Source organism: Planctomycetia bacterium, from assembly GCA_021413845.1.
GTDB lineage: Bacteria > Planctomycetota > Planctomycetia > Pirellulales > PNKZ01 > PNKZ01.
In genome coordinates this window covers 1-25,954 of record JAIOPP010000017.1, presented here as the reverse complement: position 1 = coordinate 25,954, position 25,954 = coordinate 1, and the positions used below count along the sequence as shown (strand labels likewise).

Annotated in this window: 23 protein-coding genes; 9 read left to right on the top strand and 14 right to left on the bottom strand. The window is 61.8% G+C overall.

The genetic code is table 11. The features are described from left to right. Positions 1–270: TraR/DksA family transcriptional regulator (locus K8U03_03315; protein MCE9603912.1), on the bottom strand; the 270-nt coding region annotated here is incomplete at its 3' end. Between the two features lie 847 nt (positions 271–1,117). On the opposite strand from K8U03_03315, the gene K8U03_03310 reads away from it, so the two are divergent. Further along, positions 1,118–4,120: an FHA domain-containing protein gene (locus K8U03_03310; GenBank protein ID MCE9603911.1), complete on the top strand. Its 3,003-nt coding sequence runs from the start codon at positions 1,118–1,120 to the stop codon at positions 4,118–4,120. Between the two features lie 35 nt (positions 4,121–4,155). Here K8U03_03310 and K8U03_03305 read toward each other — a convergent pair whose 3' ends face one another. After that, positions 4,156–5,169 (bottom strand): sugar phosphate isomerase/epimerase, encoded by a 1,014-nt coding sequence (locus K8U03_03305; GenBank protein ID MCE9603910.1) that lies wholly within the window; start codon positions 5,167–5,169, stop codon positions 4,156–4,158. A 188-nt stretch (positions 5,170–5,357) separates the two neighbouring features. Continuing rightward, the gene (locus tag K8U03_03300; protein MCE9603909.1) at positions 5,358–6,092 is read right to left on the bottom strand and encodes a GntR family transcriptional regulator; all 735 of its coding nucleotides are present in this window, start codon (positions 6,090–6,092) and stop codon (positions 5,358–5,360) included. A gap of 246 nt (positions 6,093–6,338) precedes the next feature. On the opposite strand from K8U03_03300, the gene K8U03_03295 reads away from it, so the two are divergent. Next, the gene (locus K8U03_03295; protein MCE9603908.1) at positions 6,339–7,604 is read left to right on the top strand and encodes a Gfo/Idh/MocA family oxidoreductase; all 1,266 of its coding nucleotides are present in this window, start codon (positions 6,339–6,341) and stop codon (positions 7,602–7,604) included. A 68-nt stretch (positions 7,605–7,672) separates the two neighbouring features. Next, entirely contained in the window at positions 7,673–9,100 is a 1,428-nt protein-coding gene (locus tag K8U03_03290; protein ID MCE9603907.1) for an aminotransferase class III-fold pyridoxal phosphate-dependent enzyme, read from the top strand. Between the two features lie 145 nt (positions 9,101–9,245). Here the strand turns inward: K8U03_03290 and K8U03_03285 are convergent, their stop codons facing one another. The 3 genes from K8U03_03285 to queF form a co-directional block, all read right to left on the bottom strand. Further along, on the bottom strand, positions 9,246–10,337 hold the full coding sequence (locus tag K8U03_03285; protein MCE9603906.1) for a hypothetical protein: 1,092 nt from the start codon (positions 10,335–10,337) through the stop codon (positions 9,246–9,248). A 192-nt stretch (positions 10,338–10,529) separates the two neighbouring features. Further along, positions 10,530–11,687: a hypothetical protein gene (locus K8U03_03280; GenBank protein MCE9603905.1), complete on the bottom strand. Its 1,158-nt coding sequence runs from the start codon at positions 11,685–11,687 to the stop codon at positions 10,530–10,532. A gap of 133 nt (positions 11,688–11,820) precedes the next feature. Beyond that, positions 11,821–12,174, bottom strand: a complete 354-nt coding sequence (gene queF, locus K8U03_03275; protein ID MCE9603904.1) for a preQ(1) synthase — start codon at positions 12,172–12,174, stop codon at positions 11,821–11,823. Between the two features lie 148 nt (positions 12,175–12,322). Here queF and queC point away from each other — a divergent pair, with 148 nt between their 5' ends. Both queC and K8U03_03265 read left to right on the top strand, forming a co-directional pair. Next, positions 12,323–13,006 carry a 7-cyano-7-deazaguanine synthase QueC gene (gene queC, locus K8U03_03270; protein ID MCE9603903.1) on the top strand — a complete coding sequence of 228 codons (684 nt, stop codon included), beginning with the start codon at positions 12,323–12,325 and terminating at the stop codon, positions 13,004–13,006. A 16-nt stretch (positions 13,007–13,022) separates the two neighbouring features. Beyond that, positions 13,023–13,709, top strand: coding sequence for a 7-carboxy-7-deazaguanine synthase QueE (locus K8U03_03265; GenBank protein ID MCE9603902.1), 687 nt, complete (start codon positions 13,023–13,025; stop codon positions 13,707–13,709). 120 nt (positions 13,710–13,829) lie between these two features. Here the strand turns inward: K8U03_03265 and K8U03_03260 are convergent, their stop codons facing one another. The 6 genes from K8U03_03260 to K8U03_03235 all read right to left on the bottom strand — a co-directional run bounded on the left by K8U03_03260 (position 13,830) and on the right by K8U03_03235 (position 20,458). After that, entirely contained in the window at positions 13,830–14,177 is a 348-nt protein-coding gene (locus tag K8U03_03260; protein MCE9603901.1) for an amidohydrolase, read from the bottom strand. 11 nt (positions 14,178–14,188) lie between these two features. Further along, positions 14,189–15,181, bottom strand: a complete 993-nt coding sequence (locus tag K8U03_03255) for a hypothetical protein (GenBank protein MCE9603900.1) — start codon at positions 15,179–15,181, stop codon at positions 14,189–14,191. 71 nt (positions 15,182–15,252) lie between these two features. Beyond that, a complete protein-coding gene (locus tag K8U03_03250; protein MCE9603899.1) occupies positions 15,253–18,705 on the bottom strand; it encodes an ABC transporter permease in 3,453 nt (1,150 codons plus the stop codon). Beyond that, positions 18,702–19,394 (bottom strand): ABC transporter ATP-binding protein, encoded by a 693-nt coding sequence (locus K8U03_03245; GenBank protein ID MCE9603898.1) that lies wholly within the window; start codon positions 19,392–19,394, stop codon positions 18,702–18,704. The genes K8U03_03250 and K8U03_03245 overlap by 4 nt, the downstream gene beginning before the upstream one ends. Before the next feature lie 116 nt (positions 19,395–19,510). Beyond that, positions 19,511–20,119, bottom strand: coding sequence for a thermonuclease family protein (locus K8U03_03240; GenBank protein MCE9603897.1), 609 nt, complete (start codon positions 20,117–20,119; stop codon positions 19,511–19,513). Between the two features lie 33 nt (positions 20,120–20,152). After that, positions 20,153–20,458, bottom strand: a complete 306-nt coding sequence (locus K8U03_03235) for a hypothetical protein (GenBank protein ID MCE9603896.1) — start codon at positions 20,456–20,458, stop codon at positions 20,153–20,155. Between the two features lie 651 nt (positions 20,459–21,109). On the opposite strand from K8U03_03235, the gene K8U03_03230 reads away from it, so the two are divergent. Continuing rightward, on the top strand, positions 21,110–21,742 hold the full coding sequence (locus K8U03_03230; protein MCE9603895.1) for an HNH endonuclease: 633 nt from the start codon (positions 21,110–21,112) through the stop codon (positions 21,740–21,742). A 151-nt stretch (positions 21,743–21,893) separates the two neighbouring features. Here K8U03_03230 and K8U03_03225 read toward each other — a convergent pair whose 3' ends face one another. After that, a complete protein-coding gene (locus K8U03_03225; GenBank protein ID MCE9603894.1) occupies positions 21,894–22,172 on the bottom strand; it encodes a ferredoxin family protein in 279 nt (92 codons plus the stop codon). Positions 22,173–22,740: 568 nt separating this feature from the next. On the opposite strand from K8U03_03225, the gene K8U03_03220 reads away from it, so the two are divergent. The 3 genes from K8U03_03220 (at position 22,741) to K8U03_03210 (ending at position 25,133) form a co-directional block, all read left to right on the top strand. Next, entirely contained in the window at positions 22,741–23,298 is a 558-nt protein-coding gene (locus K8U03_03220; protein MCE9603893.1) for a sigma-70 family RNA polymerase sigma factor, read from the top strand. A 354-nt stretch (positions 23,299–23,652) separates the two neighbouring features. Then, positions 23,653–24,666 (top strand): 3-deoxy-7-phosphoheptulonate synthase, encoded by a 1,014-nt coding sequence (gene aroF / locus K8U03_03215; protein ID MCE9603892.1) that lies wholly within the window; start codon positions 23,653–23,655, stop codon positions 24,664–24,666. 65 nt (positions 24,667–24,731) lie between these two features. Further along, positions 24,732–25,133: a DUF202 domain-containing protein gene (locus K8U03_03210; GenBank protein MCE9603891.1), complete on the top strand. Its 402-nt coding sequence runs from the start codon at positions 24,732–24,734 to the stop codon at positions 25,131–25,133. A 16-nt stretch (positions 25,134–25,149) separates the two neighbouring features. Here the strand turns inward: K8U03_03210 and K8U03_03205 are convergent. After that, positions 25,150–25,954 (bottom strand): DUF1501 domain-containing protein (locus tag K8U03_03205; GenBank protein MCE9603890.1); only part of this gene is annotated, 805 nt, incomplete at its 5' end.

Below are 25,954 nucleotides of genomic sequence, written 5' to 3'. Positions count from 1 at the left end.
CTCTTCGCAACCTTCACAAATGCCGTATTGCCCGACGTTCATCCGCTCCAAAGCGTTCTCGATGCTCGCCAATTCGCGGCTTTCGACTTCCGCCAGCTGCGAATTGAGCTCGTGATGCGCCGAGTCGAGCGCTTGGTCGATCGTGTCGCCGGCCGTCTGTTCGCGCAGTTCCGTCAGCGTGCTCAAATCTCCGGCCAAGGCTTTGCGTAAGGCATCGCGGCGGAGAAGCAGAACTTCGCGCATCTTCATGACGGCGTCTTTTCCGGGCATTTGTTTTTCCTCACGCGTCCGAGCCGGTTCACGACTGATTGGTTGCCCACCGCCGACCGGTTTCTTCGCACGCTGTTTATTCGCTAATCGCTTTTTGTTATCCACGTTAATCTCCTTCTTGGAGCGACGAAGTCTGCCGTAGGGGTCGGTTCGCGTCCAAATATAGTACGCATTCGGGCAAGAAGGGTTTGAGCAAATCCGTTCTTGCGGCGCTCGAGGATCCGGCAACGTCGCCGAATCCCTATATCCGTCAACATCTTGCAATTCACGTAGCGCATACGGCCGCCGCAGGAGCGGTCGTGGACACTCGCAAAACTCCTCGCCGAGCCCTTGTGAACCGAATCACAAGCGCCGCCGGCAAGACATTCCGAACGACACCTCACCCCGTGGCCGCTGGTGAGGCGTTACAACCGGTAAATCGTCACAAACGGTAAAGTAATGCAGTTCTTTTTTCTCGGATTTCCAGGCACAGTCGGCACGTTTGCCGGCAAACACCCTCTAACGGTTACGAAAAGCCTCTCGCTTGGGGCTTTTAGGTGAACTCAGAAAAAAGGATCGAACCTGACGATTTTGACTTCGCCGTCCTTGTGAGGTAGATGCTTGCGGTGAATTCCGCACGGTCCCGGAGGTGCATGCGCACTGGGGGCTCTCGCGGCCTAGATACGAACCGCTCCTCACGAACGGCGTCTGCACAGTGACAAACAGCATCCTGCAAGAACCGGCAGCAACGAACACGACTACGAACCTCGCGACGAACGCCGCAATAAATACTGCGACGCTTCCGCGCCCGACCGCCGTAGCAGCCGCGCCTGCGAGATCGCTTCTCGGCACGCGGGTTGGAGAGCTCGTGCTGCGGATCAATGTCGGGCCCCAGGCCGGACGGACAATCCGCCTTAGCTCACCGAAATGCACGATCGGCTCCGCGCCGAACTGCACCTTGCGTCTGCGCGGTAAAGGGATCGAGCCGGTCCACTGCGTCGTGCTGCATGGTTCGCGACAGACCGTCGTCCGTCGCTGGGCGAGCGATACGTTCATCAACGACCACCGCTTCGAAGACCAAACGCTGCGCGCCGGCGATCGCTTGGCGATCGGAGCCTTGGAGTTTCAAGTCGTTTCCTTGCCGGGCAGTCAACAGATTCCGGCGGCACCGGTTCGGAATTTGGAATTGGAAGCGAAGCTCGACAAGCTTCTCGTCGCCCAACTGACGGGCCGCTTGGAACTGGCGAACCGTCAAGCTCGCCGCCGCTTGCGAGCCGTGATCGGAAAGCTTCGTAAATTTCAGATGCGGATGTCGGAGTTGGAAACCCGCCGCCGCACGAATACCCACGAACAAGAACAACTCGCCGCAGAAAAGGCCCGCGTCGAAGCCCTCGATCGGGACTTGCAAGCGCGCTTCACCGAACTCGAACGAAAGCGCGCCGCCACGGCCGCCGAAGATCAGGCCCTCGTCGAGCAAGGGGAGCGGCTCCGTGCGCTTTCCAAGCAATGGAACCAAGACCGCGCCGCCGCGCACCAAGCCCTCGACCAACGCCGGGCCGAGCTCGAATCCGCCGCCGCGCTCTTCGCCGACGATGTCACTCGCTTGGAAGCGGAACAAGCGGATCTCGCCGAACGATCGACGGCGCTGACTCGCCGGTTCGCGGAGCTTGCCGCACGGGAACAGGAAATCGCCGCGCGAGCCGCGACTTTGGAGCGTTGCGTCGGTCGGTTGCAAGATCAACGCCGCGAGATCGAAATTCGCTCGCAAGAACAAAACGCGGTCGCCGAGCAACAACTCGATCGCGATGCCGAACTCGCTCAACTCGCCGAATCGCTCCGCAGCTCGACGGCCGCGTTCGAGCAACGGATCGCCGAGCGCGAACGGCTTTGCGCCGAACGAGAATCGGAACTCGCACGCCGCACGACGAAGCTCATCGAGCGCGAAAGAAACGAAGTCGGCCGTGCGCAATCCCAGGCGGATGCGCTGGCTCGGCAATGGGCCGTCATTCAGGCCGTGAGCGACGAGCAGCAGCGTGTCGGCAGCACGCAAGGCAATAGCTCGGCGGAATTGACGGCTCGCGCCGCAACGATTGCCACACAAGAAGCCGAGCTGACGAAACGCTCCGCCGCCCTGGAACTGCAACTCGCCGAGCTCGCGGCCCGCGCCGGTCGTGCTGCCGACTCGTCGCAAGAATTAGAAACGCGCACCGCTGAACTCGTTCGCCGTGAAGCGGAAGTTCTTGCCCAGCGGAACGACTTCGGCCGGCAATCGGAACAAGTCGCTCGCCGTTGCGAGGCGCTCAAGCAAAACTGGAGCGAACTGAACGAACGAGAACGGCGCGTCGTCGAACGCGAGGCCCGCTGCGCAGCTGCCGAAGCTGCCGCGATCGCACCTGTAGCGAGCGTCGAGGTCGCCGAAGTTACTGACACTAAGACGGCCGACGACGGTACAGCCGCACAACTCCGCAGCGATCTTGCCGAGCGCGAGGAATTGATCCGCTCGCTCAGCGAACAGCTCGACCTGTTGCAGAGCCGAGCAAGCGCCGCCCCAGCACCTGCCGCTGTTGCTAATATCGAAGTGCAACCGGAAATTCAAGCCGAGCTGGAAACGCTTCGTGCTCGCGACGAAGAGGCTCGAGCCGGCCAAGCGGCGATGCTCGAAGCAGCGACGATCTATGAATCGAAACTGACCGAGTTGTCCTCCGAGCTAGCTGAACTCCAACGCGGTCGCGAAGCACAAAAGCAAGAAATCGCTCGAAAGAGCGACGAGTGCGAGGCGTTGTCGCGCGAAGCGGAGTTACTGCGCGAAGAACTTACCAAGCGCGAACAAGCAAGCATCGCGGCCGAAGCGGCTGCTGCGGCGAACGCAATCTCCGCAGAGTCCGCTATTGAAGCACCTGCGGCCGAAGAAACGTCGCCCGAAGACGTTACGGCGGAAGACACCCGTGCCGAGGAAGTCGCCACGGCGAAGCGCATCGCCGACGAGCTGATCGCCGAAGCGCGAGAACAAGCGGAGCGCGAAGCTCGCGACGAGGAAGCGACGTACGAACCGGAAGCGGAAGAGGCCTCGGAAGAAGTCGCCGAGACAAGCTCGACGACCGCTGCCGCTCCACGTCCCGCGGAAGGGGGCGAAAGTGCCGCCGACGTATTGCGTCGGCTCGGAATGGCCGCCGTCTTAGACGACGACGCCGAGCATGCGGCTCCGGCCGCTGCGCCGAAGAAGGCTCCGGAGCCGCCGCGGCCCGTCATGCAACCGGCTCGCGCTCCGGAACCGGCCGCCGCCGGCGAACACGCGAACGAAGAAGACTCGCTCAACGACTACATGGCCCAACTGATGCAACGGCTCGGCGTGCGCAACGACTCGCAAGCCGCTGCCGCGGCCGCCGCGAAGCCCGAGCCGGTCAACAACTCGGCCGCACGACCGATGGCGAAGCCTGCCGCGCCGAAACCGGTCGAAGAGAAACCGGCCCTCGCGCCGTTCGAGCCGGGCGAATTCAAAGCCCGCTCGGTTGCGGCGGAGCGTTCGTCGGACCTCTCCGCACTGCGTGCCTTGGCAAACGCCAACGCCCGTACGGCGATCACGACGCACCAAATCAAGACGACCCATACGGCTTCGAGGTGGAAGGGAGTCGTCGCGACGCTGGCCTTATCGACCAGCGGCATCGGCGCCTACTTCTACTACAACGACCATCATCAAGGGATCTATTGCATGGCGAGCGGCGTCATCGCGGCGATCGCCTTCGGCCTGCAATCGTTCGGTTTGAAACATCGCGCGCAAAAATCGACCCGTTCGCTCGACGACGTCCTGAGCAAGTCGAACGCGAAGATGAACGCCGAGAACAACGCCGCCGACGCCGCGAAGACTTCCTAAGCCTTCGCGGCCGGTAAAGCTTCGCGGCCGAGCGACTAGAACCCGCGGGCCGCGCGGATGTCGTCGAAGTCGCGAATGTGGTAGTCGAGACCGACGAAGTCGAGTACTTTGCAGAGCCCTCGCAAGGCGACTCCCATGCCGTCGGGCCCGCTGAATCCGCCGAACTGACCACCCCCTTTGACGTGCGGTTCGAGATCGAGAAACACGCCGGGGATCCCGCGCTTCGCAAGCTTCTTCGTTAACGTCGGAATCGTTTCGGCGAAGTCGCGCAAGATGAGCTCGTGCGCCGATTGCCCGATGTCGGCCGGCACGAAGTTCTTGATCGCATCTTCGTCGACATGCCCGACGCGTTTCGGCGGCGTTGGATGGCGATAGTCCTTGATGTGCATCCAACCGATATACGGCTTCATCGCTTCGTATTGCTTGAAGACGTCGAACGCCGTGTAGCCTTGGCAGAGAATGTTCGCGGCGTCGAAGATGAGCATCATCGCCGGATGATTGACTTGCTTCTGAATCTCGGCAAGCAGCTCGCCCGTCTGCCCGACGAGGTTCGCTTCGATCTCGAGGCCGAACGTGAGATCGCTCCGATGGCACGCCTCGGCGATCTGCCCGAGTTGGTCGACCACTTGCGCGATGTGCGGCTTCGGGTCCGTCCCCTTCGGATGATAGAAGGAGAAGCCGCGAATCAGTTTCGTTTCGAAGGCGTGCGCGAGTTCGCAAACCTTCTTCACATCGTTCGCCAGATACTTCTTGAACGGAATGAAGGCGTTTTTCGTTCCGTCTTCCTGATCGACGAGCTTCACCTTGCCGATCGGGGAGCCGATCGACGAGACGTTGAGGCCGTATTCGTCTTCGAGATGCCGAATCTGTTGAATCTCTTTTTTGGAGAGCTTCATCACATTCTTGATCCCCTCGCCGACATCGATGAACCGCAGGCTGTAATACTGCAAGCCGATCGCGGCGAACGCGCAGAACTGCTGCATGGCGGTCTTTTGGTTCGCCGACTCATCGGCGAACCCGCTGAGAATCACGCTCGGTCGATCGGCCATGGGAAGCTTTCTGCGAAGAAGGGGGGCGATGAAAAGTGCGCGGCGAGCGGCTATTGTGCGAAGCGGAGAATCCCTTCGCAAGGGGCGCAGGGCAACCCCAAACATCGCGGCGCAAGGAAACACCGTTCTCCGCTTGCGATTTCGCGGCCCAAACCGCTGCACAGGCCGTAACGCTACACGAACCGTCGCTACACGATCCGCCGCTCCGGCCGGGTCGTCGCCGCCGAGCGGAGATGAAACAGCATCGCCGCCGAAGCGGTCTGCGAGTCGCGCGCCGCCAGTGCCTGCAAGATCGCCAGATGTTCGTCGTAGGCCTTCGCCAAGTTCTCCGGCAGATCGACCGCGGCGTCGTACGAGAGCCGCTTGTAGCTCCAACATTTTCGGATCGCTTCGCCGAGCGCGCGGTTCTCCGTGTGGTCGGCGATGGCGAGATGGAGGGCGAAGTCGAATTTTTGGACCGCTTCGGCCCAATCCGGTTCGCGGCGATCGGCGGCCGCATCGGCCAATTCGCGCAGCTGTTCCAGCAACACGTCGGGCATGCGCTGCGCAGCGAGCGAAGCGGCGTGCGGTTCGAGCAACTCCCGCAGATGATGAATCTCGACGAGCCAGTTCTCCGCACCGGGCCGAACGAGAGCCCGTTTGTTCAACTCCAGGTTCACGATGCCGTCGGCCGCGAGCCGCTGCAAGGCTTGCACGACCGGCGTCCGACTCACGCCGAGGTTTTTCGCCAGGAGCGTGCTTTTCAACTCTTGGCCGCCGATGAATTCGCCCCGGATGATGCGGAGCAGAATCTGCTCGTAGACACTGTCGGCCAACGTCTGCTCGGCCGCTTTCCCGTAGGAATAGTTCGCCGTCGGCACCAGCCGCACCGCGACCGTTTTCGCGGAGGGGGCATTCTTACGGCTTTTTCGGTTGACAACCATCGGGGGAATCCCTAATGTGAATTCACTTGAGAGTCGGTTCTTGCAACGGTCGCCGGAATGAAACGGCCGTTCGCCTTCAGGTCGCTGTTTTTCGGGCTTTTCGGCGAAAACGAAGTGAACGCAGCTAGCACGAAAAACGGGCCTCGATCATCATACGACGAACCAATTAAATATAATACCAACAATTCTCCTGACTCCACCATGAATCCAATCGCAAAGTCTCCGACACCGCTCTTACGCGGCGGAATGGTCGGCGTCGGGATGATTTTCGACGAGACCTATCGCCCCTTTTTCGAAGCCACGGCCGGGGCCGGCGGGATCTACGACAGCCGCTTCGGACTGTGCCGAGTCGAACTCGCCTCGATCGCCAGTCGCACCGGCACGCGGGCCGAGGCCTATATCCAGGCCGCGGGCGGGAAAGTCGGACCGATCAAGAGCTTCACCGGGAACCAAGCGACGGCGCAACTTCTCCAGTCGCCGGTCGATTTCGTCTGCGTCGCCACGCCCGACGATCGCCACTTCGAAGCGGCCAAGCACGTGCTGCTCGCCGGCAAGCACCTGCTCATCGAGAAGCCTTCGGTGCTCACGCTCGCCGAGCTCGACGAGCTCGAGCGGATCGCGCGCGAAAAGCAAGTCTTAGCCAAGGTCGTTTATCACAAGCTCTTGGATCCCGACCATAAGAAGCTCCGCACGCTGGTCGCCGATGAAGAGCTGAAGCACGTCAACAACGGCTACTGCACGCTGCTCGAACCGAAGTCGATCTCCGGCGGTCAGTTCGCCGAGTGGATCGTCGGCCGGAACCCCGGCACTTACGTCGCGGTGCATTACATCAAGCTGATCGACTTCACCTTCGGCGGTCGCTTGAAGAGCGTCGCTTGCACCGGCCAGCGCGGCCTCGTCGGCGCGGCCGACGGCCCGACCTGGGACTCCACCCAACTCCGCCTCATCTACGAATACGTCGACGGTCGCGAAGCCGCCTTCGATATCCACACCAGTTGGGTCACGCCGGACAATTTCCCCGGCTACGTCGAACAAGAGGTCCAATTCCGCTTCGACAACGGCGTCTGGAACTGCCACAGCCGCAAGCGGGGCGTCGAATGCACGATCGAAGGGAGCACTCCTTTCAAGCGCAAAACGACGATGAACAACCACTACAACGGCACGTTTCTCGAACCGTGGGGCGAGCGGTCGCAGCGCGGCTACGGGGTCGAGGTGATCGAGCGCTTCGTGCGCGAAACGGCGTTCGTCGAACATGGCGGACCGGCCGAACAACGCACCGAGCGCTGGGAACAAATCAATCGTCTCGCTTACAACGACCTCCGGGCCGATCGCCAAACGGTCGCCGCGGTCCAAGCGATGGAAGCGATTCTCGCGCACCATGCCGCCGGCCGGCCCAACTGCGTCGTCGAAGTCGATCACGCGGCAGGCGGGCTCGTGCTGCTGGCGCCGGGCCGCGCGGAGCCCGAGGTGTTGTACTCCGGTCGTGTGTCCGCCGGCGGCAAGCGCGATTGATTTTGCATTCAGCTGCTTTTATTGCTACAAAAATAAACCACCCAAATTGATTCTGTCAGGAAACTTTCATGGCTAATGTCGCCGATACGGCCGCGGCTCCGATCGAGCACCAGGGCGAAGACCGATCCAACGATTTGCGACGTCGCTTGCAGGCCGTCGAACCGCTCTGCATGCGGACGTTTACGCCGAGCCTTACCGTCTTCGCGCGCAGCCAAGGAAGCTTCCACTACACGCACGAAGGGCGCAAGCTCGCCGACTTCACCTCGGGCGTCCTCGTCGCCAATCTCGGGCACAACCCGAAGCGCTGGTGGCAGCGCACCTTAGGATATCTGAACTTGAATCCCGCGGCGCTCGCCGGCGCAGTCGAAGAGCGTAGCGGCGCCCAGCCGGAGTACCTCCCTGCGGTTCCGCTCACCGCTTACAACGGCGCAACGGAAGTCGAGATCGAAGCCTCGGAGCGTTTGATCGCGCTCCTCCGGCGTCAGCCGGGGGGCGGTCGTGCGGAACAAGTCCTCTGGGCCGCAAGCGGCAGCGAAGCGATTCAAAAGGCGCTTTGGTGCGCGATGGATCGGCGCGACGGCGAGAACATGATCCTCGCGACGCGGTTCGGCTTTCACGGCAAGAAGGGCTTGGCCGGCGCCGTGACCGGCAGCGAGCAAGACGCGGAACGCGATCCGCGCGTGCGGTTCATCGGCTTCCCGCGCGAGGAATGCATCTCGCTGGAGCGCCGCAAGCAACCGCTCGATCTCACGAAGTATAAGCAAGAGCTCGACGCTTTGTGGAACGAACTCGGCAGCCGGATCTGCTGCTTGATCACCGAGCCCTACCTGGGCGGCGGCGGCTCGTTCCATCCGCAAAAAGAATACATGCAGCTGCTCGAGCGGTTCTGCCGCGAGCACGATATCGTGCTGATCTTCGATGAGGTGCAAGCCAACTTCGGCCGGACCGGCGAACTTTTCGCCTTTACCCATTACGGCATCGAGCCCGACATCACGGTGCTCGGCAAAGGCCTCGGGAACGGCGTCGCCGTGAGTGCGGCCGTCGGTCGGGCCGATCTGTTCGCCAACATGCACTACGGCGAGGGGAGCGATACCTGGAGCGGCAACCCACTGTCGAGCGCCGCGGTGCTGGCGACGCTCGATGAATTCGAAGCGAGCGACGTGCTCGCGCAAGGGCGCGAGCTGGCGAAGGTGATCGAAGCCGGCTTGGTGAAACTCGGCACGTTGCCGATCGTCGCCAATGTGCGCGGCGAAGGGCTCGTCTGGGGAGTCGAATGCGCGCCCCTCGGAACGAACAGCGCGGCCGACATCGCCAACGCCTGCGTGAAAGCCTGTTACTACGGCGACGACCAAGGCCGCGCGATCCACTTGCTAGGCCCCTTGGCAGGCAAGGTGCTCCGCGTGAGCCCGCCGCTGACGATGAGCCTGGCCGAGGCCCGAGAGTATCTCGACGCGATGTACGCGATCTTTAAGCAGGTGGCCGCGGAAGCGGGGTAGTGCATTTGCGCATCAGTGCGCATTACTCGCTACTCGATAGCCCCGGATGTATATCCGGGGCCGCGTCGTGTCGTTGCGCGAAGCGTCCGCGGATATGCATCCGCGGCTATTGAATGAGCTGTTCGCTTTCTATGCGAGACTGCTCTCACCCCGCGGCGACTTGCTTCTTTCTTACCGACCAGATGAAGCCGTCGTACCAGAAGTGCATGATCGAGACGACGATCTGGATGTTCAACAAGATCTGATTGTTCCAACTCGACGCCAGCGCGGCCAGCGAACCGAACATGAACGGGAGCGCCAGGAACAGCAAAAACGTTTTCCTTTGGCCGTGCTTCACCGTCTCGTAGCCGAAGAGCCGTTGGATGTTCTTCTTCTCGCTCCACCAGACGATCGCGAAGTATTGCAGCGCGTGGAAGAAGTTCATGATGAAGAACGCTTCGCCGAAGCTATTGAAGCCCCAGGTGACGATCGACACGAAGCCGGTCGACGCCAACAGGGCGACCTTCTGCGGCGAGACCTTATAGCCCTCGCGTGCCAGCCGCGCATAGGCGAACACATAGTAAGCCAAAAACGGCACGCCGACCGCGAGCATGCCCCAGGTGACGAACGGTTGATAAGAGCTCGCGATCGCGGGGAGCTCGGTGTAGAACACCGCCCCGACCCGTTGAAACGACTCGAACGATTTGATGTGGTCGAAGAGCGTTACGCCGGCGAGGATCGGGCCGCAATAAAGCAGGATGTTCAACCAGAAATCGAGCCGGCGGCCCACGTCGGCCGGGTTGCCGCGCTTCATGTCGTAGATACGGCACAGGCCGAACGTCTGCGCGCTCGAGTGGTACACATCCCACCACACGCCGAGCACGATCACGCTCACCAAGATCCACTGCGAAGCGCACATCGCCGTGAACAGCAGCAGGGGAGCCAAGGTGAATCGCAGCGGATAGAGCCGGAAAATCTTCGGGTTGCCGTGGCTCCGAAAGAATACGGCCGAAAGATGCGCCATCGTGAAGATGAACATCAGCAAGTGCGCCACGCGATTCGGCGACTGCCCCATCATGAACGAGTATTGCGAAGGATTCGTCTCGGCCACCAGCACGCCGGCCAATAGCGCCAAAAGCGGCGCGCCGATCAGCAAGAAGAAGTCGCCGAGCGGCCCGAAGACGAAGCTTTGAGCGGCTCCGGCATCGGTGCGGGCTGCGGCGGTCGTCAGCGGAGGGGAGATCGTGGGGGAACTCATGCGGCACCTTCGTCGAGAAAGTTACTCTTCATCCACCGAGTCATCGGCGCGACGGGCTATAAAATTTTAGCACTGGAAAAGAGTTGCCGATTAAGCGGCGCAGAGCGGTGGCGCGAGCGGTGCCGATCGTGCCGGAAGAATCGTGCGCAGGGCCGGCCGTTCGCGATTAGGAGCGTCGTGCAGAGCGGCAGGCTATTCCTTGCCGGCTTCCAAAACGAACTTCACCCATTCCGGAAAGCGGTCGCCGAAGTCTTCCGGAAAGGTGTGGTCGGCGACGTTGGGATAGGCCTTGTGAACGACCTTGGCCCCGGCCCGCTTCAGCCAGTCGGCGTCGTCGGCCGTGAGCTGCACGGTATTCGGGCGTTCGCCGGCATTGCACGAAAGCACGAACCCTCGCTTCGCTAACGTCGCGGCCGGCGACACGGCGTCGAGATGCGATCGCGGGCCGGGTGAGAAGACGATCGCTCCGGCGAACTCGTCCGGATGCCGCACCGCGATCTCCAGGCCGGCTTGCGCCCCCTGCGAAAAGCCGAACAAGATGATCCGCCCCTTTTCGATCGTGATCCGTCCGCGCAATTTCGCCAGCGCGTCGCGGACCCGTTTCAGATCTTTCTCGGCGTCGATGTTCCAAGCGAAGCTGCGCGGGCCGCGCACGATCGGGCCGCTGATGCCGATCAACGCCACGTTCAACTGATCGGCATAGCGCTGCGCATCTCCGTTCACGAAGTCGTCCGGGTTGGAGCCGAAGCCGTGCATCCAGACGATCGCCGCGATCGGAGCCGGCTCTCGATAGTTTTCCGGCAACACGACGACGGTGCGCGCGATCGGCGCCGTCGCGAAATACTTGTTGCAATCTTGAATGTACCCAAGCAGCTTCTCCCAACGCGGGTCGGCGCGCAGCGTGGCGAGATCGGCGTCGTTCGAGGCTAGTCGCGGATCGACTCCTTCTTCGATCGCCGCGACCTGCAACCAATAGAACGCCGAGTCGACTTGGCCTGAGCGTGCGAGATGGCAAGCGAGGTTGAAGCGTCCCTCTCGCGTCGCTTGCACGTACCAGTATTGGGCGATCGCCGCGACTTGGTAATGCTTCTCGCCGGCCGCCGTGCGAGCGAGCACGTACAGATCACCCGGCGCCATCTTCTTCAAGTCGGTCTCGTTGATCCGCTCGGGCGGGGCAGTGGGAACAGCAAGCGCGAGCGGTGCCGTGGGCTTCTTGATCGCGGCTGCCGACGGTTCCTTCTTCTCGGCCGGTGCGTCTTGTGCGAAAGTCTGATTTGCTAAGGGATGACAGCCGACCTGAGCGAGCAACAGGCTCACGGCGAACAGACGAGGCAGGATCTTACTGAACATCGGATCGGCCCTTTTTTGGTCGGATGATGATCCTGAAACTGCGAGCTGATTCAGCTCTTATGTCGTGCGGCCCCGGGTATGCACCCGGGGCTATCGAGTTCCCCACTGACCCCCGACCCCTGATCCCTTCCCGCTATCCCTTCATCTCAAACTCGGCGGTCACCGTCGTTGTGATGCCGCCGCGGGCCGTGAAGGCTGCCTTAAGCTGCATCCAACGAGGCTCGACCACCGACGTCAGCGCTTCGAGGATCGTGTTCGTCACATGCTCGTAGAAGATTCCGGCGTTGCGGAACTCTTGCAGATAGAGCTTTAAGCTCTTGAGCTCGACGCACTTCAAGTGCGGCACGTATGTGATCGTCAGCGTGCCGAAGTCGGGATGACCGGTCTTCGGACAAACCGACGTGAACTCCGGACAGACGATTTCGATCTCATATTCCCGGCTCGGGAACTGATTCTCGAACGTCTCCAACAGGGTCGGAGAAGGCAAGTTATTCAATTTCGGGCCGTTTCCGGCAGTCGCACCAGCAGTCACGTTCAGGCTCCTTTCAACAATTTCGCTATTGTGGCATCATGGAACGAGATCGACCAGTGGGTCGTCGACCGTTCGTTTACTTCCTGCGTGGGTCTCGTTCGTCATGCCGCTTGCCGTCGTGCTACTTTCCGGAGGCCTCGACTCGGCCACGACCGCCGCTTTGGCTCGCGCCGCCGGCTTCGATTGGTGCGGGCTCTCCGTCGACTACGGCCAACGACACCGCTTCGAGCTCGACGCCGGCCGGAAGCTCGCGAAGGCGCTCGGAGCCCATGAACACCGGCTCGTCAGCGTCGATCTTTCGCGCATCGGCGGCAGCGCGCTGACCGCCGATATCGCCGTCCCCAAAGATCGGGCCGAGGCCGCGATGTCCGAGGGAATTCCGATCACCTACGTCCCGGCCCGCAACACGATTCTGCTTTCGGTGGCGCTCGGCTATGCCGAAGTCGTCGGAGCGGCCGATATCTTCGTGGGCGTGAACGCGGTCGACTACAGCGGCTATCCCGATTGCCGGCCGGAATTTCTCGCGGCGTTCGAGCAAGTCGCCAATCTCGCGACCAAAGCGGGGGTCGAAGGTTCGCTACGGTTCAAGATCCACGCGCCGCTGATCAACATGACGAAAGCCGAAATCATTCGGACCGGCACGGCGCTCGGCGTCGACTACGGCCTGACCCACAGTTGCTACGATCCCGACCTCGAAGGACGCGCCTGCGGTCGCTGCGATGCCTGCTCGCTCCGGCTCAAAGGTTTCGCCGCAGCGGGCCTCGTCGATCCGGTTCCATACGCGTGATGAGCAGCGACGCGTCATGAGAATCGCCGAAATCTATCTCTCCATTCAAGGTGAAGGAGTTCTGACGGGGACGGAAAGCGTCTTCGTCCGGGCAAGCGGCTGCAATCTTCGCTGTAGCTACTGCGACACTCCCTACGCGTCGTGGTCGCCCGAAGGAGACGACCTCTCCGTCGAAGAGATCCTCGTCGAAGTCGAGCGACACGCTTGCCGCCACGTCGTGCTCACGGGCGGCGAGCCGATGCTCTTCGCCGAGCTCGTGCCGTTGACGGAAGCGCTGCGCGAGCGTGGCATTCATATCACGATCGAAACGGCCGGCACGCTGCACTTACCGGTAGCGTGCGATCTGATGTCGGTGAGCCCGAAGCTCTCGAACTCGACCCCGTCGGCCGCGCGGCATCCGCGCTGGAGCGTGCGCCACGAGCATTCGCGGCATGTGCCCGAGGTCGTGCGCCGGCTGACGAAAGAATATCCGTACCAGATGAAGTTCGTCGTCGATGCGGAAGCCGATCTGGCGGAGATCGAAACGTATTTGAAGGACTTCCCGCACATCGATGCCACGCACGTGCTGCTGATGCCGCAAGGAATCGACGCCGGCGAACTCGCCGAACGTGCGGCCTGGCTCAAGCCGTATTGCGCGGCGCACGGCTATCGCTACTGCCCGCGACGACACATCGAATGGTTCGGCTCCGTCCGCGGCACGTAAAGTAGTAGGCACGTTCCACGTGCCGTAACCACGAACGACTCCCGGGCAGCGCAACACGACACCATCGCCGAACGACGCATGTGGCGGACGGCACGTGGAACGTGCCTGCTACGATGAACGCTAAGCCAATCCGTCGAGGATCGTGCCGATTTCCGTCGTCGCAGTCCTAAGCGAGGTGAGCGCCATCTGGAAGTTGGTGTGCGTCGAAATCTCCGGCTGGAGGCGGGCGAATTCGTTCACCGCGGCCCGAAGCTTCGCGAGCTTTTTCTGCGCCTGCTTCAAATAGCCGGCCGCATCTTTTTCGTTCCACGTGGGGCCGAGCGCCAAGCTGTAGTCGTACAATTCGCGGACGACCGCTTTCAGCTCGTCGTCTTCTTCGGCTTCTTCCGAGTGCTTCAAGAACGTGCGCACCATCCACACATGGCTCAAGAGCGCATCGATCCGGTGCATCGCTTCGTCGGAGTTCATAAACACTTGCGCTATTTCGCCGGCAGCGGATGCGGCCCGCTCTTCGGTGCGAAGATCAACACCGTCGCCGCACCGGCGATGACGATAATCAACCCCGCGAAGAACAACGGGCTAATGGCGCCGATCGTTCCGTTCGCCAGCCCGGGCCCGATGGTGACGAGCGTGTTGACGACCGGCGCGACACCGAACACCAGCGGCATCACATACACCGGTTTGCCGCCGAACGTGAACGCGAGGATGATACCGAGCGCACCGAGTGCGCCGGCCGCTCCGCCGCCGAAGCTCCACGCGGCCCCTTGCACCGTCATCTTGTTCCAACCTTCCGCCCCTTCGAGCACATGGACGATGCCCGACGTCACGACCACGGCGACGACCAGATACGCCAAGCCGACGCAAATGAGGGGCCGCATCCGGCTCCCCGACATCAGCATTTGCCCCTTATGCAACAGCGGCCCGTAGATGCCCCAAGATACGACCGTCAATAAGATGGACATGCTGACCTTGAACATATCGACGACCGTTTCGCGGCCGTGGATCGCGGTCGGGCCCGGCTTGAAGATCAACACCACAAGGGCTCCGACGACGACGAGAATCAGGCCGGCGAAGAATAGCGGATTGGCCTGCTTGTAGGTCTTCGTCAGATACATCGTCGTAAACGTATTCACGACCGGCGCCCCGCCGAAGACGAGCGGCATCACATAAGAGGGATGCCCGTTGAACGTGAACGCGAGAATGATCCCCAGCGCTCCCAATGCTCCGGCGACCCCGGCGATGAAGCTCCAGGCAAAGCCCTTCGCGGTCCAAGTTCCTTTCTCGCCCCACAGCCGGAGCAGCACGCCCGGCACGACCACGGCGATGACGAAGTAAGCCAAGCCGACCCAGACGAACGGCAGCAAGTGATCGCGGCTCATCGCGGCTTGCCCTTCGCGCATGATCGGGCCGTAGACGCCCCACATCACGGCGGTGAGAGCGATCGAGGCGAGCACTAAGACGAAGTCACGCATGGCAGTTTCTCTAGAGATTCGACGAACCGACCGGCAAGGGTTGCCAGTTTACACGAAGGTGCGGCGGCCGGCTATTCGCCGCGCAGCGCCGAAAGCAGCGGTCGCTTGAGGACCGAGCGCACCACGATCCAACCGGTCGCCAAACCGACGACCAGCACCGTGCCGAGCGTGGCCGCCAGGCCGACCCAAGGAACGCTCGCGCCGCCGAGCAGGGCATGCGGCAACACGGCCGTTGCGGCTGCGACGACGCCGCAGCCGAGGCCTCCGACCAAGAGCGCGATGTTTTCCCAAAACACGAGCCGCGACAGAAACGACTTCGACAGTCCCACGGCGCGCAGCAACGCCAACTCGCCGCGCCGTTCGAGCACGTTCCGGAGTTGCACGACCGCGAGGCCGAACGTGCCGAGCAGCAAGCCGAGACCGCCGAGGCTTTGGAACGTCGAGAGATAAGTATTTTGCACGGCTAAGAAACCGGCCAGCAAGCGCTCGCTGCGCTCGACGTCGAAGCCGTAGTCGGAGAGAGTACTTTCCAGCGTCGTCGCGACGGCCGACGCTTGCTCCGGCGTGGCTGCGACCAAGAAGAAGCGATAGCCGCTCACCTCCGGAAAACTCCGCTCGAAGGGCTTCTCATGAATGACGAGGCTCCCTTGCAACACGCTGTTGCGCAACAAGCCGACGACGCGCAGTCGCACTCCGCGGCTCTGCGCATCGACGGCGTTGAACTTCGCGCCGACGCCCGACAGATGCAAACTATAGATCGCCGTGGCCTGATCGAGCACGACGGGAATCTCTTGTGATTCATCTTCAGTCGTTTGCGGATCATCGACGATCGGCTTGCGCAACAGCAACCACGGATTCGCGCGCTCGGCCTCGCCGCTGGCCGCGCTACTAGCCCACGAGAAGCCGCCCCGTTCGACGAACGCCTCGCCGGCGCCGAGGATGCGCGGCTGCGTCGTTTGATATAGGTTCAAGCAGCTCGCGTCGTCTCCGGGGCGGAAACGAAACGGATAGACCTGCGTGCCGTCGAGCACCTTCCGGCCGGCTTGCGAAAAGTTGAGATCGAGCCGACCGTCGTCGGTGTTCATGTCGGGCAAGATCGGCAGATCGCTTTGCGCGACGAGCGCGAAGCCGCCGGTGCCGCTCGACTTCTCGACGAACGTGCTCGGCGGCGTCAGACGAAACGCGCTGACCGCAACGATCAAAAACGCCGCCGACGCGACGAGCCCGATCGTAAGCGTGCTGCGGCCCGGATTGCGCCCCGCATTGCGGAGCGCCAAGATCACGACACGTCCCGGGCCCGGCGTGATCAGCGATCCGAACCGCGCCGCGCTTAAGCGCCGGCGCAGGAACGTGAGCAGGGCCGTAAGCACGAGCGCCGCCGAGCCGAAGAACGCACCGGCCTGAGCTTCATCGGTAAGCCGACTCGCCGCGACCGCAGCGACGATCGCGAGCGCGACGCTCCCCCATTGCAAGATCAGCCCCTTGCGCGAACGGCTCGCTCCGGCCGGCCCGAAACTAGAGAGATCGCTTTCGGCTGCTTGACCGGCGAGCAAGCGGCGAATCGAGCGTTTCCGCAACGACCGCAGCGACCATCCGATCGTCGCCAGCGAAACGAGCACGCCGGTCGCATAGCCGATCAGCAGGCTGCGCGGCGTGATGAAGAGGGTGAGAAACGGCACCGTCACGGCGTCGAGCCAGAGCGTGCGCAGGCCGGCAAGCATCAGCGCCGCATAGCCGACGCCGAGCGCCAGACCCAATGCCGCGCCGAGCGCCGCGACGAGTGCTCCTTCGCGCAATAGCAAGCGCTGGACGTGCCTCGCATCGAGCCCGACGGCCAGCAGCAACCCAACCTCGGCGGCCCGTTGTTCGACGCCGAGGCGAAACAAGAGCGACGTGAGCATCAAGGCCGCCGCGATGATGAAGAAGCTGAAACCGATGAACAGCCCCTCGAACGGCGTCGTCCCGCTCGAAGCTTCCAAGGCCCGCAGCTTGATCGGTTGAAACGCGAAGCCGACCGATGCCGGATTCGGGTGGAACATCGCCATGAGCGAGGCGAGCGTGACGCCCGGTTGAGGCGCAATGCGCAGCGACGTCATATCGCCGAAGCGTCCGGCCCACAGCCTGCGGCCCGTCGCTTGCGAGACGAAGGCCTTCGGCGTAGCGCGATAGTCGTCCCAATATTTTTCGTCTTTATCGCGGACCCGTTTGCCGTCGTAAGGGAAGGGGGGATCCCAATCGCCCATCTTCAGTTGATCGGTCACGCCCGGTAGTTCGGGCGTGAGATCGGCGGTCAGAAACGGATCGTCGTTCGGCCGGAGATCGACGATCGCCTTCAGCTTGAACTTCGCTTCCGCTTCCTCAACGTCTCCATGCGTGCTCTCGGGCTTGAAGTAGGCGATGCGAATCTGGGCACCCGGCACGACCCCGAGATCTTCCGCCGCCCAACGACTCAGCACGATCTCATCATCGGCGATCGACTCGATCGGCGTTCCGTCTTGAGTGCGAAAAGGGCCGAGCGTCGGGGTGTCGCGCATGTCGAGCGCCGCGATCGTGCTGTAAGGAATCTGCTTCGAGCCGGCGGCGATCGTGTTTGCGAGATACGTGAAGACTTGTTGCGGCTGGAATTCCTTGTAGGTTTCGAGCACCGCTTTCTCGAGCGCCGGATCGAACAACATCCGATCGCTCGTCAGACTAAAATAGCCGGGCTTCGCAAGCTTCCACGCGAGTCCATAGTCGGCAAGCTGGGGATGGAAGGCGGCGTTGAGCGTGACGTTTTGCTGCGCGAGAATGCGTTGATCGAGCGCCGCTCCAGGTGTTGCTCCCGGCGCTGCCGCGGGGGCGGCCGTAGCGAAGATCGCGTTCGCATACTGCGGCTTGCCGACCGTCTTCTGCAAGACCTTGATGGAAACGAACAGATTCTTCGGCGTTTGCTGATTGGGGCGCAGCGTGAGATCGGCGAGCGGCAAGGCCGGCGGCGGCAGGGCTCCGATTTTCAAGCGCGAAGAGTTCGCGACGTTTTCGTTCTTCCGACCCAATGGGCTTTCCGTCGGAACTTCGCGAGCCGCCGGCAAACGAAGAATCACTTCATCCCCGACCTTCACGTTCAATTCGTCCGCCAACGTTTGGTTGACGTAGACGACGTCGTCGGCGAGCCAATCGTCGGTCAGTCCGAGAAACGTCACCCCTGCGGCGCGCGCCTTCGTGTCGGGCTGCGTCACGCTCCCTTCCAGCACGATCGCCGGTCGACAAACGAACTCGCTCTGGGCACGCGTCGTTTCGGCGGCTAGTTCGACACGAAAAAACTTATCGGTCACGAGCAGTTCGTCGATGCCGCCGAGTCGCGTCAGGGCCCGCTCGCGCAAGCTGCCGCGCATCGAATCGCCGACCAAGAGCGCTCCGGTGAGCACGGCCGTCGTCACGGCGATGCCGAGCGCCACGGCAAGATGCATGCGCCGATGATGCCGCAACGACGCGCGCACCAGCGGGACGGCCGTTCGTTTCGCCGACGAAGTGGGCTCGCTCATGACGCCGACCTAGCGCGGGCCTCAAGCAGCCGGCCGTCGTCGAGCTCGAGCCGGCGTTGGAAGCGGGCGGCGAGCTCCAAGCTGTGCGTGACGACCAGGAGCATCGTCCCTTCGTCGCGCGGGAGCTCTAAGAGCAAGTCGCCGATCTGCGCGGCGGTCGTTCGATCGAGGTTGCCCGTCGGTTCGTCGGCCAAAAGCAAGGCGGGCTTCAACAGCAGCGCTCGCGCGATGGCGACTCGTTGCCGCTCGCCGCCGGAGAGCTCGGCCGGACGATGCTCCAACCGGTCGGCGAGACCGACGCGGTCGAGCAACTTGCGGGCGCGCGCAACGGATTCGTTCGTCGCACCGCCGTCGGCCAAGGTCGGCACGAGGACGTTTTCCAGCACGCTGCATTGCGGCAGCAAATGATGATCTTGAAACACGAAGCCGAGCCGGCGGTTGCGAAACGTCGCGAGCGCGGGCTCGGCTAACGCAAACGGATCGACGCTATCGAGCGCGACGCGGCCCGACGTCGGTTGGTCGAGCGTGCCGATGATGTAGAGCAGGGTACTCTTGCCGGAGCCGCTCGGGCCGAGGATCACGGCGTTTTCGCCGGCCGACAATTCCAACGACGCCCCTCGCAGCACGCTTAGCGGCTTGTCGCGCGTCGGGTACTCTTTCACGATGTCGCGGACCGAGAGATTGGGCATGGTGGCTATCGTGATGCGGCGGGGCTGGAAACACCGGCAATCTACCAACGGCCGGAGCCGCGAACAAGTTGCGACGATGCTCGCACGCGCCGCTTGCGCAAGGCGACGAGCAGTCTTTAACGACGAGCCGCGCCGACGGCTGAAGAAGCCGGCGAGGCCGCGACCGGCACTTCGGCCCGCTTCGACCAGATGCCGATTTTCTTCCGTTTCGCTTCGCGCTCGGCCGCGCGAAAGCGATCTTTCATCGCCGGTGAAAACGGATACATCGTCACGGCCGGCGACAATCCCTCGGCGATCAGCCGCTCGTTCAAGAGCTCGTCGCCGCGCCAGACGAACGCCAGTTGGCGACCGTAGCGATCGACCCGTTCGCGATCGAACGTGAACCTCACCGCTCCTGCCGCGACGAAGGCCTTCGTAAACTCCGACGCTTCGGCTCCCCAGGCTTCCGCCGGACGCTCGGGGGCCACGGTCTCGGGCGTATCGACGCCGAGCAAGCGAACGCGCACATTGCCGGCGAGCTCGAGCGTGTCGCCGTCGACGACGCGCCGCACCGCATGCTCCCCTTCAGGAAGAAGCGGCGGCGCGGTCGAGGGGCGATCGCCAGTTCCCCACCACCAGCGCGCGGCGATGAAGCACGCGATCGCAAACAGAATCGGCAGCGATTGAAATCGCGAACGAGCGCGATAGCGCATCATCAAGAGGGGCACTCCCGAATCGTTGAGCAAAACGGGCGCTCGAACGGGATGCGCGGCGAAAACTTAATTGCGGCTGAAGTCGTGCTTGTCGGAACCTTTGCGGCCGAGCGGATTCTTCAGCAACTTCTTGCGGCATTCCGGGCAGAGGTCGAACCGCAATTGCTGATACACCTCGTCGCCGATGTTTTCATCGGTCGCGTCGTCGATCCGTTCGAGAATTTCGTGAAGATCTTCGAGCGTGTCACGGTCGTCTTCGGCGTCGACGGCAAGCGGGTCGAACGCGGCATACACTTCGAGCTTCACGACGTAGCGGAGATCGTTCTCCGAATCCATCGGACGCTTGCACATATCGCACGAGTAATGGAGCATCGCACGACTCTCCTCTTGGCGGCCGGCTCGACACCGGTCTGGGAAACTTGAACACCCGCACTTGTTCGCTCGGTGTGGATCGAAACGGCGACCTCGCAATCGCATGCTTCGAATCGCACCGTCGCATCTCTGCTGTCGAATCTCTTCGACGCAATTCATCCTAATATCCTTTTCCGACACGGAGCAAGTCGTCTTCTTGGTTTTTCTTTTCAGGCAGACGAGCGATCTTTTTAACGTGCGTGGTGTCTAGAAAGGGCGAATCGTTATTGACATGGAACCATTCGCTTCTCTCGCACGACTTCGCTTATTGAGAACACGCTTGCCGCGCGGATCGCGCAGCGCCGACGCGCGCAGCGATTCAGCCCGAGATTTACGCGGCGCAGCGTGGTGCGTGGTCTCGATGCGCAGCGTCAGCGAAGCATGAGATTTCAAACAAATGCCGGTGAGCAAGGTCGGGCGAGCGGCAAAAATCAAGAGCGATTTTATTTTCGCGGTCCACGGAATCCTTTGCTTAAAGTCCCGCGCCTACGAGGCCGGCATAATCGAAAAATTCGCTTTTACTTCGTTCCACCGATAGAATAACGAAGCTATGTCGGTCGCCGACTTGACATGGCAAGTGGACCCGATCTGCCATCTTCGCGAGGAGCACGCATGTCGTCTTGGGCCGCCGAATCACTTACTTCCAGCGTCTTGGTTTTGAACCGGACCTATTCCGCCGTGCATGTGATCGGCGTGCGGCGCGCCTTCTCGTTGCTCTGTCGCGAGTTGGCCGAAGTCATTCACATTGAAGACGGCCAGTATGCGAATTACGATTTCGAGTCGTGGCGCGAAGTGAGCGAAATGCGGTCGCAGTTCAAAGCACCGGATCAAGATTGGATTCGCTCGGTGAACTTCGAGATCCAAGTGCCGCGCGTCGTGCGGTTGCTCGCTTACGATCGGATGCCGAAGCAAACGATCCGCTTCAATCGCCGCAACATCTTTGCGCGCGACGGGAACCGCTGTCAGTATTGCGGCAAGAAGTTTCCGACGAGCGAACTGAGCCTCGACCACGTCCACCCGCGCAGTCAGGGAGGCGAAACGAGTTGGGAAAACATCGCCTGCTGTTGCGTGAAGTGCAATGTTCGCAAAGGAGGGCGAACGCCGGAGCAGGCGAACATGCACCTGATCAAGATTCCGGTGAAGCCGAAGCGCAGCCCGATGTTGGCGGTGAAACTCGGTAACCCGAAATACGAAAGCTGGAAGAGCTTTTTAGATCGAGCTTATTGGTCGGTCGATTTGAAGTAACTTCGATTCGAAGCAACCTGACGCCTGCGAGCAGCACGCTCGCCGGTACGAAGCTCGCGAAATACAAACGGCCGGAGAAGCATCTCGCTCCTCCGGCCGTTGTTGTTTTCCGTTTCGCGCGCTCGGGGCATCGCATCCGAGCGGCGGACGCTTAGTCTTCCTTCAGCGGCGCCTTCTTCTCGGTGATCACGGGGCAGGCCGGAGCCATTTCCGCGTTCAACGCCGTGAAGTCTTTCCATTCTTCCGGCACGTTGTCTTGGTGGAAGATCGCTTCGACCGGGCATTCCGGAACGCACGCTTCGCAGTCGATGCATTCATCGGGATGGATATAGAGGATCTTGTCCCCTTCGTAGAAGCATTCGACCGGGCAGACGACAACGCAATCGGTGTACTTGCAGCCGAAGCATGGTTCGCAAACGACGTGAGTCATAGTAGCTCTTCTCCTTATACCGCGAACTCGCCCGGCTCTCGCTCGGCAGCCGACGGCGGATCGTTGAATTCGTTCTTCTTCGGGCATCCTAAGAATGCCTCGAAACATCGTCAAGCGTCTTCCCATGTCGGATCGACGGCATAATCCAAATACGTGAGAATTTTTCAACTTTTCGGCCAAATGAGAACGAGTTTCAACCAGCTACGCAGCGCCTTCACGGGTCGGCTGCAAGGTCATCGGTAGCAACCGCGCCGCGCTCCGCTGCGACGTTAACGATCCCGAAAGCAGTAGCGATTCCGATCAGCCAAGCAGGGTTCGGCTCCGACGATCTTCGGTTCTTTGCAGAAAAAGATGCCCGATAACGGAAACTCTCGGTTACAACGGGAGAAGAAGCGAGTCGGCGATGTGCGGAAGAGTCGCGAATCCGCCTTGTTTTGAAAAAACGCGGCAAATAGAATAAAAACCAGGGTGCCGGCAGCGCCGCTCTCACGATCGGCTGCGTGTCGAAAAATTCGGTTTCACCACCGATGCTCCTTCATATCAACGATCATTTCACACGGACGCAAACGTGGCGCTCTCGGAGATCGACAAGAATCTGCTCGATCGCTGCCTCTCGCGTAAGCCGGGAGCGTGGGAAGACTTCGTCGATCGCTACCTGGGCTTGGTGACGCATGTCATCAACCACACGGCGCAATCTCGCAGCATCAAGCTCTCCCCCCAAGACAGGGAAGACCTATGCGCCGACGTCTTCCTCGCGATCGTGCGGCAAGACTTCATCGTCTTACGACACTTTCGCGGCCAGTGCAGCTTGGCGACCTACCTCACGGTCGTGGCTCGACGAGTCGGCGTTCGCGAGCTGTTGCAAAAGAAGACCCTCGGCCGGCTCTCGCTCGGCGGTGTTTCCGAACCTGCGACCAACGGCTTCCACGAGCAACGCGTAACCGATCAGGACGAAGTCGAACGCTTGATGGAAGGACTGCTCGACGACGAGGCCCGCATCGTGCGACTGTATCACTTAGAAGGTCTCAGCTACCAAGAGATCAGCGCCACGGTCGGCATTCCGGAAAACAGCATCGGCCCGACGCTGACGCGTGCTCGCGAGAAGCTGCGCCGCGCGGGTGCTTAAAGCGATTGCTTATCGCCCTAAGAAAAAGAGCTTGCCGCCCGCACGGGACACGATCAGAATAAGAACCATGACCTCGTACCTCGCGACCTATTACCGCTTTTGGTTTTACTTTACCCCGACGTTGGGTCGCGGGGCCGTGGGAGGTTTGTAAACCGCAAACACCGAACACGCACGACACACGAAGCCCCGAGACCACGCGAGCCGGCCACACAAGCCGGCTCCGAAGTCGCGGGGCTTTTTCGTTAACGCAGAAGTCAGAAGGCAAAATGCAAAACGAGTTGGATAGAACTCGATTCTGCATTCCGCACTTTTGCCTTTTGCATTTTGACTTCTCACTTTCCCCCGAGCCTTCCCATGATCATCGTGATGCAAACGCGCGTCGCCGAGTCCGTCGTTCAAGAAATGGTGCGCCATGTCGAGTCGCTCGGCATGAAGCCGCATGTGCTTTACGGTGTCGAGCGGACCGTGATCGCCGCCATCGGCCCGGAACGCGAGGGCCTGAAAGAGGCCTTCGAGCAAGGGCCGGGCGTTGCCGAAGTGCTGCCGATTCTCGCGCCGTATAAGATCGCCAGCCGCGAGGTGAAACGCGAAACATCGGTCGTCGCGGCCGGCAGCCTCACGATCGGCGGCGTCAACATCGGCGTCATCGCCGGGCCATGCTCGGTCGAAGACGAAGCCCAAATCTTGCGGGCCGCACACGGCGTCAAAGCCGCCGGAGCAACGGCCCTGCGCGGCGGCGCCTACAAGCCGCGGACGAGCCCATACAGTTTCCAAGGGTTGAAGGAAGTCGGCTTGAAGCATCTCGCCAAGGCGCGCGAAGCGACCGGTCTCGCGATCGTCACCGAAGTCCTGGCGACGGAAGATGTCGACCTCGTCGCCGATTACGCCGACGTGCTTCAGATCGGCGCTCGCAACATGCAGAACTACCGCCTGCTCGAAGCGGTCGGCAAGACGAAGCGGGCCGTGCTGTTGAAGCGCGGCCCGAGCGCGACGATGGAAGAGTTCCTCCTCGCCGCCGAATATATTCTCGACGGGGGCAACTCCAGCGTGATGCTCTGCGAGCGCGGGATCCGCACGTTCGAGTCGCACACGCGTTTCACGCTGCCGCTCGCGTCGGTTCCGTACTTAAAATCGAAGACGCACCTGCCGGTCGTCGTCGACCCGAGCCATGGCACCGGCCACACCTATATGGTGCCGAGTATGACTTTGGCCGCGATCGCCGCCGGGGCCGACGGCTTGATCCTCGAAGTGCATCACGATCCCGCGCATGCCGCGAGCGACGGCTATCAAACCTTAAGCCTCACGCAATTCGCCGATCTCATGACGCGGGCGAAGAAAGTCGCCGCGGCAGTCGACCGCACGCTGTAGCCGAAGGAACGCCGTAGATCGTACGCACGACGCCGGATGCCTCATCGCCGCGATTCGAGACCGAGATGCCAGCCGAGATTCCACCGCCGAAAGCCGAAGCCCGCGATTATTTCGCCGCCGAGCGGACGTTGCTCGCTTGGATTCGGACCGGCCTGGCGATGATGGGCTTCGGGTTCGTCGTCGCGCGATTCGGTTTGTTTCTGCGCGAATTGGTCGCAACGCGCACGGAGGCGGAGCATCTGCGACTCGGCTTGTCGCTCTGGTTCGGTACGGCGCTCGTGCTGCTCGGCGTCGTCGTGACGATCTGCTCCGCCGTCAAACATCGGCAGACGGTGCGCAGACTCGGCCGAGGCGAACCGTTGGTGTTCCGGCCCATCTCGCTCGGCATCGTCGTCGCTTGGGTGCTCGGCCTGCTCGGTCTCGCGATGGCGGTCTATCTCGCCATCGGCTTGAATGAATCGAGCTGACTGGTTCCCTAAACGACTAAGAGAGCCCGGCGATCGGCCGCGATTCGGCCGTGCGCAGCAGGTCGGTCGACATGCCGGGCATCAAGCGCAGCCGGCCGACGTCGAAAACCGTGTTGAAGAGCGTGCCGATTAAATTCTCTTGCGTGACGGGATCGCCGAGCGGCTCGCCGCCGTCTTTCGCCGAACGCCCGATGACTTTGCCCCCCGGCATTCCTCCGCCGGCGAACATGAGCGGGGCCAGGTTGCCCCAATGGTCGCGGCCCCCCTTCTTGTTGATCCGCGGCGACCGGCCGATCTCTCCGCAGCAGACCAAGAGCACTTTGTCGCTCAGGCCGCGCGCCGCGAGATCGTCAAGAAAGACGCTGACCGCATGATCGAACGGTGCTCCGGCATAGCGCATCCCTTCGGCCACGCCGGCGTTGTTCGAGTCGGCGTGGTTGTCCCACACGAAGTCGGTGCTGACGGTGACGAAGCCGACCCCATGCTCGACTAGCCGGCGAGCCAGCAGCATCAACTTGCCGAGGCTCTTGCCGTGGGAGACGTAGCGATTGTAGTTGTTCCATTTGCGATCGATCTGATCCGGCGAAACCAAACGTTCGGTGTCGTAACGTTCGACGACGCGCGGATCTTCCATCTTTAGATCAAAGGCGTCGGCCGCTCCCTTGAGAATCACCTCGAAGGCCTGCTCTTGAAACCGGTCCATTCCTTCGAGCCCGCCGTCGATGTCGATTCGGCGTTTGATGATGTCGAGTTGCGTGAGCAATTCGCGGCGATCGTGCAACCGGTGCGGCGTCATCGAAAGCCGCATCGCCTTTTGCAAC